Origin of the sequence: Pseudomonas sp. (assembly GCF_049590575.1) — a bacterium.
Classification (GTDB): Bacteria; Pseudomonadota; Gammaproteobacteria; order Pseudomonadales; family Pseudomonadaceae; genus Aquipseudomonas.
In genome coordinates, this window is the sequence record NZ_JBAWDE010000412.1 from 1 (window position 1) to 11,132 (window position 11,132).

An 11,132-nucleotide genomic window follows, 5' to 3' on the forward strand; every position below is an offset into this window, starting at 1 on the left:
GGCTTGCCCCCGATGGCAGTGGATCAGTCAACTTATTCAGTGACTGAAACACCGCTATCGGGGGCAAGCCCCCTCCCACATTGTTGACCGGACTAGGGTCAGGGCTTACGTACGCATCCCACGCCCACTCACCAGCAACCGCGCGCAGCCGATATACAAGACAATCGTGGCCACAATCATGAAAGTGATCGCCACGCTGATCTTGATATCCGACACACCCAGGATGCCGTAGCGGAAGGCGTTGACCATGTGCAGCACCGGGTTGGCCAGCGACACGGTCTGCCAGAACGGCGGCAGCAAGGTAATCGAGTAGAACACCCCGCCCAGGTAGGTCAGCGGCGTCAGCACGAAGGTCGGGATGATCGAGATGTCATCGAAGTTGCGTGCAAACACAGCGTTGATAAAGCCCAGCAGCGAGAAGATCGTCGCGGTCAGCACTACCACCAGAATAGTGACGCCCAGGTGATGCACTTGCAGGTGGGTAAAGAACAGCGACAGCAGCGTCACGATCACCCCGACCATCAGGCCACGCAGCACGCCGCCTGCGGTGTAGCCGATCAGGATGGTGTGCGGCGACACCGGCGAGACCATCAATTCTTCAATGGAACGCTGGAACTTGCTGCCGAAGAAACTGGAGACCACATTGCCGTAGGAGTTGGTGATCACCGACATCATGATCAGGCCCGGCACGATGTATTCCATGTAGGTGAAACCACCCATGTCACCAATCTGGCGGCCGATCAGGTTACCGAAGATCACGAAGTACAGGACCATGGTGATCGCCGGCGGCAGCAACGTTTGCGGCCAGATCCGGGTAAAGCGCTTCACTTCGCGATAGACGATGGTTTGCAGCGCGACGAGGTTGGGTTGCAGTTCGGAACTCATACCGCCACCTTCGCCAGATTTTTCTCCACCAGGGACACGAACAACTCCTCAAGGCGATTGGTTTTGTTACGCAGGCTCAGCACTTCAATGTTCTGCGCCGCCAGTTGGGTGAACAGCGCAGTGATGCCCATGGCTTTGTCCACCTGCACTTCCAGGGTGTGGCTGTCCACCAGCCGGCTTGGGTAGCCGAGCAATTGCGGGGTCACCGTCAGGTTGTTTTTCAGGTCGAGCAGGAAGGTTTCCACATGCAACTGGCCCAGCAGGTTACGCATGCTGGTGTTCTCGACGATAGTGCCGTGGTCGATGATGCCGATGTTGCGGCACAGCTGCTCAGCCTCTTCCAGGTAGTGGGTGGTGAGGATGATGGTGATGCCCTTCTCGTTCAGCTCGGTGAGGAAGGTCCACATAGAACGACGCAGCTCGATGTCCACGCCCGCAGTGGGCTCATCGAGGATCAGCAGGCGCGGCTCATGCACCAGCGCGCGGGCGATCATCAAGCGACGCTTCATGCCGCCGGACAGCGAGCGCGACGGCACGTCACGCTTGTCCCACAGGCCGAGCTGGGTCAGGTATTGCTCGGCGCGCTCCTTGGCGATTTTCGCCGGGATGCCGTAATAGCCCGCCTGGGTCACGACGATGTCGAAGGTCTTTTCGAACTGGTTGAAGTTGAATTCCTGGGGCACCACGCCGATGGAGCGCTTGAGCGCCGCCGGGGATTTGTCCAGGTCATGGCCGAAGATATTCACCGAGCCGCTGGTCTTGTTGACCAGGGTCGAGAGGATGCCGATGGTGGTGGATTTGCCGGCACCGTTTGGGCCGAGCAAGGCGAAGAAGTCACCTTCGGCAACGTCCAGATCGATACCACTCAGGGCCTGGAAACCGTTGCCGTAGGTTTTGGTTAGCTGCCGGATGGACAGAGCGGAACTCATATCGGAATACGCACCAAAGAAGGGAATAGAAACAGTAGATGAGGGCGCAGCCCACGTAGTTCAACGGCGGCGCATGACAAACATGGTGCTTGCCCGCGCCGCACAAGTACAGTCGCCCGTATTAATAGTAGGTATTAAGTCAACGCGGTCATCACCGCTTTGCGGTAGGCCGGGCGCTGTTGAAGGCGCTGGTACCAGGCCTCCAGGTGGGGCATTGCAGGGCGTTCGATGGGCATTTCAAACCAGGCGTAAATAAAGCTGCCCAAGGGGATATCGCCCATGCCGATTTCGTTGCCGGACAGGTAAGGCTGTGCAGCCAGGGCTTTATCGACGGTGCTCAAGGCCTCGATGCAGGCTTTGCGCCCGGCATTGATGCTGTCCCAATTCTGCTTTTCCGCCGGTGTGCGCAGAATGCCCCAGAACACCGCCTTGAATGGCTCGGCGAGGGTCGAGGTGGTCCAGTCCATCCACTTTTCGGCATTCGCCCGCGCCTGCAAGTCGCTCGGGTACCAGCTCGATGCCTGCTTGGCGCAGAGGTAGCGCACGATGGTGTTCGACTCCCACAGCACAAAGTCGCCATCTTCGATCATCGGCACTCGGCCGTTGGGGTTCAGTGCCCGATAGTGCGGCGTGTCGACCACACCAAAAGCCCCGCCCGCATCAATCGCCTCATAGTCCAGGCCGAGCTCCTCGGCGCACCACAGTGCTTTCCTGACGTTTGATGAATTTTTACGACCCCAGATCTTCAGCATGACCGCGCCTTATGTGGATGAACATGGCTTGATGAACGCAGCAGCATACGCCGGTTCACCCGCGGCTTAAATCTATGTGCATATCGCCCAACAACTCTGGCAGCCCCTCGGCGAACAGGTGCGGGTAACACTGCTGAATATGCTCGAAGAAAAACGCCTCCGGCACGTCGGAAAACTGCCCGTGGTCGCGCACATACTCCATTGACCGCCGGCCCTGGCGATTGAATGCGTGGAAAACGCTGTCGTTAATGCCGTCGAATTCCAGCGGCGGCACGTCAAACAACTCGCACAGTTGGCTGTTGAACGCCGGCGTGGCCTTGACCCAACGGCCATCGAGGAACAACTCGGTGTAGCCGTGCATGGCGAACACATCGCTTTTGAGCAAGGCGATCAGGCGCGGCGTCGACAGGTGATTGCGCACATCCGCCAGGCCGATGCGTGCGGGGATGCCGCAGTGTCGGGCGCAGGCAGCCAGCAAGGTGGCTTTGGGCACGCAGTAGCTTTCGCCGGCGGCCAGCGCGAAGCTGGCGTTCAGGGTGCCTGGGTCGCGGCTGAAGGTGTAGGGGTTATAGCGAATCGCCTCACGCACGGCGTAATAAAGGCTGACTGCCTGGTCACTTAAATCCGTATGGGTTCCACGGTGTTTCTCGGCGAACTCCACCACCGCAGGGTGGTCACTATCGATGAAGCGGCTGGGACTCAGGTACGTATCCATGAGCTTTATCTCCGAAGGAAGCCTGGAGTCTAACGACAGGTCGGCCAGGGAGATAACGACGATTCGGCCAAATCTCGTAACACCCTGATCACCCCGCTTGTTCGGATGCCGACTAAGCTCCATGGTGGTTTCGCCCCTGGTTTCACGGAGGATTGAATATGCTGTTGTTGTGGATACTGGTTCTGGTGGTCGGCATTGCCTACCTGGCACATCGCCGCGTCGCCCCCCTGCCCGCCCTGGGCGTGGTCGCCGTTTACCTGTTGGCGATGGGCGCCTGGAGCCACGCGCCGGGTTGGCTGCTGCTGATCTTCTGGCTGCTGATCGCGGTCGTCGCCGCGCCCCTGCTGCTGCCCGACCTGCGCCGCCAATACTTCACCAAGCCACTGTTCAGCTGGTTCCAGAAAGTCCTGCCGCCGATGTCCGAGACCGAGCGCGATGCCATCGATGCCGGCACCGTATGGTGGGATGGTGAGCTGTTCAGCGGCCGCCCCGACTGGGACAAGTTGCTGGCCTACCCCAAGGTCCAACTGACCGAAGAAGAACAGGCCTTCATCGACGGCCCTACCGAAGAACTCTGCGCGATGGTCAGCGATTGGGAAATCGGCCAGGCCATGGACCTGCCGCCGGCCGCGTGGGAGCACATCAAGACCCACGGTTTTTTTGCGCTGATCATTCCCAAGGAATACGGCGGCAAGGGCTTCTCCGCCTATGCCCACTCGCAGGTTGCGATGAAACTCGCCACCCGCAGCGGCGACCTGGCGTCCACCGTGATGGTGCCAAACTCCCTCGGCCCGGCCGAACTGCTGCTGCACTACGGCACCGACGAGCAACGCAACCACTACCTGCCGCGTCTGGCGCGTGGCGATGACATCCCCTGCTTCGCCCTCACCGGCCCGCTGGCCGGCTCCGATGCCGGCGCGATGCCCGACACCGGCGTAATCTGCAAAGGCGAATGGGAAGGCAAGGAAACCCTGGGCCTGCGCCTGAACTGGGAAAAACGCTACATCACCCTCGGCCCGGTTGCGACGCTGCTCGGCCTGGCCTTCAAGGCGCATGACCCCGACCACCTGCTGGGTGAAGAAGAAGACCTGGGCATCAGCCTGGCGCTGATCCCGACCGACACCCCTGGCGTGGAAATCGGCCGCCGTCACCTGCCACTCGGCGCCGCCTTCATGAACGGCCCCAACTCCGGCAAGGACGTTTTCATCCCCCTGGAATACCTGATCGGTGGCCAGGAGATGCTCGGCAAAGGCTGGATGATGTTGATGAACTGCCTGTCGGTAGGCCGCTCGATCTCGCTGCCCGCCGTGGGCACCGGCGCCGCCAAGTTCACCAGCCTGGTGACCGGCCAATATGCGCAGGTGCGCGAGCAATTCAATGTGCCGCTGTCGGCCTTCGAGGGTATCCAGGAAGCCCTGGCGCGCATCGGCGGCAATGCCTGGCTGATGGACAGTGCGCGCATGCTCACCGCCAATGCCGTCGACCTGGGCGAAAAGCCTTCGGTGCTGTCGGCGATTCTCAAGTATCACCTGACCGAACGCGGTCGCGAGTGCATCAGCCACGCCATGGACGTGCACGGCGGCAAGGGCATCATCATGGGCCCGAACAACTACCTCGGCCGCAGTTGGCAAGGCGCGCCGATCTTCATCACCGTGGAAGGCGCGAATATCCTCTCGCGCAATCTGATGATCTTTGGCCAGGGCGCCATTCGCTGCCACCCCTTCGTGCTTAAGGAAATGGCCCTCGCCGGTCGCGAAGACCATGACCAGGCGCTGAAGGAATTCGACGGGCTGTTGATGCAACACATCGGCTTTGCCGTCAGCAATGCCGCCAGCACGTTGGTGCTGAACCTCGGCGTCGGCCATTTCGAGAAAGCCCCGGGCAACCGCTTGAGCCAGGGTTACTTCCGCGCATTGAACCGCCAGGCTGCGGCCTTCGCCCTGCTGGCTGATTTGAGCATGATGCTGCTGGGCGGTGAATTGAAGCGTCGCGAACGCCTGTCTGCGCGCCTGGGGGATGTGCTCAGCCACATGTACCTGGCGTCGGCGGCGCTCAAGCGTTATCACGACCTGGACTCACCGGACCACCTGGAGCCGCTGTTCGCCTGGGCCATGGAGGAAAGCCTCGGGGAGTCGGAGCGTGCGCTGGACGAACTGCTGAGCAACTTCCCGAACAAGGTGCTGGGCTGTCTGCTGCGCGTGATCGTGTTCCCGTTCGGGCGTCGTCACAAAGGGCCATCCGATGCACTGGATGCCGAAGTGGCCGCAGTGATCGGTCGCGCCAAAGGCGACCCGACCCTGGAAGAATTGCTGGCCGGCTGCTATCGCCCGCAATCGGCGGAAGATCCAGTCGGCGCACTGCAACATGCCTACGACCTGCTCGGCGCCAGCCACCCGTTGCAGAAAAAACTGCATGCGGCGCTTAAAAGCGGCCAGGTCAAACCCACTGCCGGCGAACACGCCATCGACGCAGCCCTGAACGCGGGCGTACTGCAACCGGCCGAAGCGCAAACCCTGCGCGACGCCGAGGCGGCGCGGCGCAAGGTGATCGACGTGGATGACTTCAGCAAGGAAGACCTGACACAGGCCGAGGGTAAGGTCCGCTGAGTCGAGCGGTCATATAAAAACGGGCGCGAGAGGCATATACTCTCGCGCCCGTTTTTGCTTTAGAGGACTTATCTCGTGTCCAACGTCGTTGCCGATCATCTCGTCTTGCTCGACCACTTGCGCAGCATCCTGGTTGCCGTCGGCGAAGCCGAACAGGTACCCGAGGAAAGCCACACCCTGTTCCTGGAGCGCTTCGACGAATTGCGCGCCCTGCTGCCGATCGACCCGATCGAAAGCCAATACCTGGGCCAGGACCTGATGAGCCAGGTCATCCTGCGCTACCCGCAAATTGCCCACCTAGTGCCGCGCGACCTGCTGTGGTTCTTCGGCGGCGATTGCCTGCACTTCATGCCCGACGAGGAACTGGACCTGTACCAGGCCCTGGAAGAACGTCGCTTTGAAGCCGAACAGAACGATGAACCGTTCGATTGGAACCAGGAAAAGCAGCTGCTGGCCATGCCCCTAGACCAGAGCAAACACTGATCAACGCGCCACAGGAAGGAGCCGACGCAATGTCGGCTCCTTCGCCATACACTCCACCAGATAATCAATAAACACCCGTAACTTCGGCGGTAAATACCGCGTCGGCGAATGCAGCAACCACGCTTCGCCATGGTAGGACGCAATAAAGTCCCACGCCGGCAATACCTGCACCAGCCGCCCCTCCTCCAACGCATGCCGCGCGGTGAAGTACGGCAGGCTGCCAATGCCCACGTGCTGCAACACCGCATCCAGCCGCACCCCGGTGTGATTGGCCGCGTAACGCCCGCGCACGCCCACCGTCACGGCCTTCCCCGCCTGACGAAACTTCCAGCGTGAATCCCCCGGCGTCTCCCCCAGGTAAATGCAACTGTGCTCCAGCAAATCATGGGGATGACTCGGCGTACCGTGTTCCGCCAAATAATGCGGGGTCGCGCACAACAGATGCTCGATGGGCAACAATTGCCGCCCGACCAGCCCCGGCGGCGGGCTGTCGGTGATGCGGATGCTCAAATCAACATTGTCATCGATCAGGTCCACATGCCGGTCTTCCAGGATCAACTGCACATCGACCTTGGGGTAACGTCGCAGGAACTCCGGCATATGCGGGTGCACCACAAAACGCCCCACCGCCTTGGGCACGCTGACCCGCACCAGCCCTTCGGCCTCATGGGTGAACTGGCCGCTGATTTCCATCACCGAGCGCGCCGCACTGACCATCTCCTGGCAACGTTTGAACACCTCTTCGCCGCCCTCGCTCAGGCGCAATTTACGCGTGGTGCGTTGCAGCAAGCGGGTGGCCAAGGCCTTTTCCAGGCGCGTAATGCTGCGACTGACTGCGGAGGGCGAAACGCTCAGTTGCCGGGCCGCTTCGGAGAAACTGCCGGTTTCAACCACTTTGACGAAAATCGCCATCTCGCCGAGCAGCGGCAACGGAAGATTGATGCTCATAGCGCACAGGTCCATTGATAATTGAGCGGATTATCACCCATCTGCGCACTATTTATACTGGCGACAGAACCTTGATTGCGGATGTAGATAATGACCGAGCGCCTGTTTTTCACCCACGACCACCTCACCGCCGAGCTTGAGGTGCTGAGTTGCACACCCCATGAGGACCAGTTCGCGGTCGTCCTGCAGTCGACGATTTTTCACCCCCAGGGCGGTGGGCAACCTTTCGACACTGGCTGGCTGGCCGACAGCAACGTGTTACGCGTGACCCAGGAAGGCGATCGCGTGGTGCACTACGTCGACCGCCCGCTGGAACCAGGCCCGATCCAGGCGCGGGTCGATGAACAACGTCGCGCGTTGCACACTCGACTGCATTCCGCCGGGCATTTGATCGGCAACGTGGGCGAGACCCTGGGCTGGATGCCGATCAAGGCCCATCACTGGCCGGGCGAAGGCAAGATCACCTTCATCCGTGGCGAAGCCGCGCAAGTCATGGACGCCGAAGCGATTCAACAACGAATAAACCAGTGGATTGCCGCTGACTACACGCGCCATATGACCCTCGAAGACGGTACCCGAGAAGTCGGCTTCGGCGAACTGCCCGCCTATGCCTGTGGCGGCACCCATGTCCAGGCGCTGAGCGAATTGGGGCGGGTGACGATCCTGGCACTGTCGGAAAAAAAGGGCGCGCTGTCGGTGCGCTACGACATCGACTGACACGCCACCGGACTGCCACAAAAAGGCGCAGTTATCCCCTACAACGCAATAGCCCCCGCTCGGCCCGACTCCACCACAAACGACTTGAGGGTCGACACCGTCGCTGCCGGATCGCGCGGGTCGGTGATCACGCGCAACTGTGTCAGCATCTGATGCGCCTCGACCTCCACCGACACATAACCACGCTGGCGACTGTCAAAAAACTTCACATGAGGGTTGAGCGGCAGGATCTTGCTGAACGCCTCAAAGGGCGGCCCATCAGATGTCACCGACGTGCCGACGAACTCCGTTGCGACCACCGGCGAATCAAGATTGGTACCATCGGCATGCAAGTCCGTCACCCAGAACGAATGGATATCGCCGCCCCAGAACACCGGGTTGCCAACCCGATTGCGCTCGATGGACGCCAGCATCCGTGAGCGGTTGGCCATATAGCCATCCCAGCCATCGGTCCAGCGCCCCGGCTTGTGGCTGGTCAAGTCACGCTGGGTCAGCGGCGCGACCAGCAGGTCCTGGGCGATGATGTTCCACTGCGCCTTCGACTGGGCAAAGCCCTGATCCAGCCAGGCTTCTTGTTGCCAACCGAGCATCGTGCGACCGGGGTCGCGCAAATCGTGACAAAGGTTGTCGGCGATATGCCCCTGGTGACTGCCATTGGCCAAGATGCAGGGTTGTTCGGAGCGGTACTGTCGGCCGTCCAGCACATGGAAACGGGCCAACCGCCCGTAGTCCAGGCGCCGGTAAATGCGCATGTCCGGTCCTTTGGGCAAACTGCTGGCACGCAGCGGCATGTGTTCGTAATAGGCCTGGTAAGCCGCAGCCCGTTGCTGCAGAAATTGCCCGACCGGGATCTTCGGGTCCTGGGACCAGCGGTTGGCGTAGTCGTTCTGCACTTCGTGATCGTCCCAGGTCGCGACGCTGGGGGCTACGGCATGCAAGGCTTGCAGGTCCGGATCGGTTTTGTACAGGGCATAGCGGTTGCGGTAGTCACTCAAGCTCACCGCAGTGCTGCTGCCATGGGAGCGAATAATCTTGCCCGAATTTGCCGCGTAGGAACTGTCGTAGATGTAGTCCCCAAGAAAGAACACCAGGTCGGGCTGTTCCTGCGCCAAATGACGATAGGCACTGAAATAGCCACGCTCCCAATGGGAGCACGAGACAAACCCCAAGCGCGCCGACGTCATCGCATGCACCGCTGGCGCCGTGCGCGACTGGCCCAACGGGCTTTGCGCGCCGAGTCCTTCGAACTGATACCAATACGGCCTGCCCGGCTCCAGCCCCGTCACCTCCACATGCACCGAATGCGCCCAGCGCTCGCTGGCCGTGACCTCGCCCTGACGCACCACGCGGGTCATCGCCGCATCGCTGGCGACCCGCCAGCGCACCGGCACCGTTTGCCTCAAGCCACCGCGACCGTCCGCGGCATTGAACAGCGGCGCCAGGCGCGTCCAGATTACAAACCCATCCGACAGCGGGTCTCCGGAGGCCACGCCCAGGGTGAACGGATAATCCACTCCGGCACTGCGGGCAAACGGGCTGAGGATCGAAAAGGTGGTGGCCACCGCGAGCCCGGCGAGTACCCGGCGCCGACCGTGATCTACCTCGCCACTCACAGCCGATACTCCCAGTCCTCACGCAGGGTGGCGAACACCAGCATGTCTTCATGCACGCCGTTCTTGAGGAACGCCCCGCGCAGGCAGCCCTCGTACTGCAGACCGATCTTTTCCATGACCCGTGCCGACTCCTTGTTGCGACTGAAGCACTGGCTGCCCACACGATGAAGGCCGAGCTCGGCAAAGCCGTAGTCCATCAGCGCGGTCGCTGCCTCGGTCGCATACCCGAGGTTGCGCGCATCTGCCGCCGTCCAGCCGCCAAGGTGCCCATAGTGATGGGCCGCATTGATGCGCAAACTGGCGATACCGATCAACGCGCCGCTGTCGCGCACATGTACACCGAGGCTCAACAACCCTAGCGAGTGAAATTTCTCCTGCATGCCCTCGATAAAATCCAGCGCCGTTTCCAGCGTGTAGGGCGACGGGATACTCGCGGTGTTGTCGGCGATCTTCGGGCCGTTGGCGAGGGTGTACAACGTCTGGGCCTGGTGGTTTTCCAGTGCCCGCATTAACAGTCGCGGGGTAGAAAACTGTGGCAGTTCACGCGTCATTTTTGGGGACCCTCGATGTAAAGTTTTTGAGAATGGCCCCGCCGGGTTTCAATTCTGTTACGTCACCAAACCGACTGACGAGTCTTCTGTAAGACGCGTCCTAGAGCGCTCAAAACGTCAATAAAAGTTAACCAATCGGTCATTTTCGGTTGTTAGCGTGTCGCCCCTAATTCAATAACGGGGTAACGGAATGAGAACCTGGGACGAACCGAAAAAACGCAAGGCGCACATCGAACTGATCCCGATGATCGACGTGATGATGTTCCTCCTGGTGTTTTTCGTGCTCGTGAGCCTGAACGTGATTCCGGCCCTCGGCATGAAGACCCAACTGCCGAGTGCCAGCAGTTCGCAACAGCTCAAGCCACAGAACAAATTCATCCTCACCCTGGGTCTCGAAGGCCAACTGCAGTTGGATGGCAAGGACCTGACGGTCGATGCGCTGGTGCCGGCGTTGAAGGCTGCCGAAAAGCCCGACACCAAGTCGACCATCATCGTCAACAGCGACAAAGGCGTAGAGGTTTCGCGCCTGGTGGAGGTAATGGACACCCTGCGCGTGGGTGGCTTTACCTCCGTGTCCATCGCCACGCGTAAGTCCTGATCATGTACGTCCTGTTTCGTGCGCGTCAGCTGCTCGGCAGTGTGCCGGCCCTGATCGCCCTGGTGCTGATTGCACTGGGTATTCAGTCCCAGACGTTGAAGGTCGAGCCCGTCTATGACGAGTCGGCGGTGGAGCTGGCGCTGGTGGAGCCAGAGCCGGAAGTGATCCCGGAGCCGGTGGTGGAACAAGCGCCGCCACCGCCGGTGATCGAGGACGAAGAAGCCGAAGCCGCGCTACCGCCGCCACCGCCGCCAAAGCCGCTGCCAAAACCTGAGCCCAAGCCCAAGCCGAAACCGGTGCCCAAGCCGGTGGTCGCCAAGCCTGCGCCTGCACCT

The 11,132-nt window shown here is 60.9% G+C and carries 11 protein-coding genes and 1 pseudogene; 5 read left to right on the forward strand and 7 right to left on the reverse strand.

Annotated elements, in window-relative coordinates; translation table 11 throughout:
- Nucleotides 1-105: 105 nt before the first annotated feature.
- The 4 genes from WBR57_RS28845 to WBR57_RS28860 all read right to left on the reverse strand — a co-directional run bounded on the left by WBR57_RS28845 (nucleotide 106) and on the right by WBR57_RS28860 (nucleotide 3,281).
- Nucleotides 106-885, reverse strand: a complete 780-nt coding sequence (locus WBR57_RS28845) for an ABC transporter permease (RefSeq protein WP_122539127.1) — start codon at nucleotides 883-885, stop codon at nucleotides 106-108.
- The gene (locus tag WBR57_RS28850; protein WP_122539128.1) at nucleotides 882-1,814 is read right to left on the reverse strand and encodes an ABC transporter ATP-binding protein; all 933 of its coding nucleotides are present in this window, start codon (nucleotides 1,812-1,814) and stop codon (nucleotides 882-884) included. Before WBR57_RS28850 ends, WBR57_RS28845 begins: the two co-directional genes overlap by 4 nt.
- 134 nt (nucleotides 1,815-1,948) lie before the next feature.
- The gene (locus tag WBR57_RS28855; RefSeq protein WP_424088740.1) at nucleotides 1,949-2,566 is read right to left on the reverse strand and encodes a glutathione S-transferase family protein; all 618 of its coding nucleotides are present in this window, start codon (nucleotides 2,564-2,566) and stop codon (nucleotides 1,949-1,951) included.
- Nucleotides 2,567-2,621: 55 nt separating this feature from the next.
- A complete protein-coding gene (locus tag WBR57_RS28860; RefSeq protein WP_424088742.1) occupies nucleotides 2,622-3,281 on the reverse strand; it encodes a transglutaminase-like domain-containing protein in 660 nt (219 codons plus the stop codon).
- 158 nt (nucleotides 3,282-3,439) lie between these two features.
- Between WBR57_RS28860 and WBR57_RS28865 the strand changes: the two genes are divergently transcribed.
- Both WBR57_RS28865 and WBR57_RS28870 read left to right on the forward strand, forming a co-directional pair.
- Complete coding sequence (locus WBR57_RS28865) at nucleotides 3,440-5,887, forward strand: acyl-CoA dehydrogenase (protein ID WP_424088744.1); 2,448 nt, start codon at nucleotides 3,440-3,442, stop codon at nucleotides 5,885-5,887.
- 75 nt (nucleotides 5,888-5,962) lie between these two features.
- The gene (locus tag WBR57_RS28870; protein WP_305458814.1) at nucleotides 5,963-6,370 is read left to right on the forward strand and encodes a PA2817 family protein; all 408 of its coding nucleotides are present in this window, start codon (nucleotides 5,963-5,965) and stop codon (nucleotides 6,368-6,370) included.
- On the opposite strand, the gene WBR57_RS28875 is transcribed toward WBR57_RS28870, so the two are convergent.
- Nucleotides 6,371-7,318, reverse strand: a complete 948-nt coding sequence (locus WBR57_RS28875; RefSeq protein ID WP_424088747.1) for a LysR substrate-binding domain-containing protein — start codon at nucleotides 7,316-7,318, stop codon at nucleotides 6,371-6,373.
- Between the two features lie 90 nt (nucleotides 7,319-7,408).
- Here WBR57_RS28875 and WBR57_RS28880 point away from each other — a divergent pair, with 90 nt between their 5' ends.
- A complete protein-coding gene (locus WBR57_RS28880; protein WP_424088748.1) occupies nucleotides 7,409-8,035 on the forward strand; it encodes an alanyl-tRNA editing protein in 627 nt (208 codons plus the stop codon).
- Nucleotides 8,036-8,073: 38 nt separating this feature from the next.
- On the opposite strand, the gene WBR57_RS28885 is transcribed toward WBR57_RS28880, so the two are convergent.
- Nucleotides 8,074-9,648, reverse strand: a complete 1,575-nt coding sequence (locus WBR57_RS28885; RefSeq protein WP_424088750.1) for an alkaline phosphatase D family protein — start codon at nucleotides 9,646-9,648, stop codon at nucleotides 8,074-8,076.
- The gene (locus tag WBR57_RS28890) at nucleotides 9,645-10,199 is read right to left on the reverse strand and encodes a GNAT family N-acetyltransferase (protein ID WP_424088752.1); all 555 of its coding nucleotides are present in this window, start codon (nucleotides 10,197-10,199) and stop codon (nucleotides 9,645-9,647) included. The genes WBR57_RS28885 and WBR57_RS28890 overlap by 4 nt, the downstream gene beginning before the upstream one ends.
- Before the next feature lie 190 nt (nucleotides 10,200-10,389).
- Between WBR57_RS28890 and WBR57_RS28895 the strand changes: the two genes are divergently transcribed.
- On the forward strand, nucleotides 10,390-10,797 hold the full coding sequence (locus tag WBR57_RS28895) for an ExbD/TolR family protein (protein WP_105698825.1): 408 nt from the start codon (nucleotides 10,390-10,392) through the stop codon (nucleotides 10,795-10,797).
- 2 nt (nucleotides 10,798-10,799) lie between these two features.
- A pseudogene (locus WBR57_RS28900) lies at nucleotides 10,800-11,132 on the forward strand (energy transducer TonB); the annotation flags it as partial.

Coding starts and splice junctions, on each gene's coding strand:
- WBR57_RS28845 (WP_122539127.1), bottom strand. CDS start 885: ATGAGTTCCGAACTGCAACCCAACCTCGTCGCGCTGCAAACCATCGTC.
- WBR57_RS28875 (WP_424088747.1), bottom strand. CDS start 7,318: ATGAGCATCAATCTTCCGTTGCCGCTGCTCGGCGAGATGGCGATTTTC.
- WBR57_RS28865 (WP_424088744.1), top strand. CDS start 3,440: ATGCTGTTGTTGTGGATACTGGTTCTGGTGGTCGGCATTGCCTACCTG.
- WBR57_RS28880 (WP_424088748.1), top strand. CDS start 7,409: ATGACCGAGCGCCTGTTTTTCACCCACGACCACCTCACCGCCGAGCTT.
- WBR57_RS28855 (WP_424088740.1), bottom strand. CDS start 2,566: ATGCTGAAGATCTGGGGTCGTAAAAATTCATCAAACGTCAGGAAAGCA.
- WBR57_RS28860 (WP_424088742.1), bottom strand. CDS start 3,281: ATGGATACGTACCTGAGTCCCAGCCGCTTCATCGATAGTGACCACCCT.
- WBR57_RS28850 (WP_122539128.1), bottom strand. CDS start 1,814: ATGAGTTCCGCTCTGTCCATCCGGCAGCTAACCAAAACCTACGGCAAC.
- WBR57_RS28890 (WP_424088752.1), bottom strand. CDS start 10,199: ATGACGCGTGAACTGCCACAGTTTTCTACCCCGCGACTGTTAATGCGG.
- WBR57_RS28895 (WP_105698825.1), top strand. CDS start 10,390: ATGAGAACCTGGGACGAACCGAAAAAACGCAAGGCGCACATCGAACTG.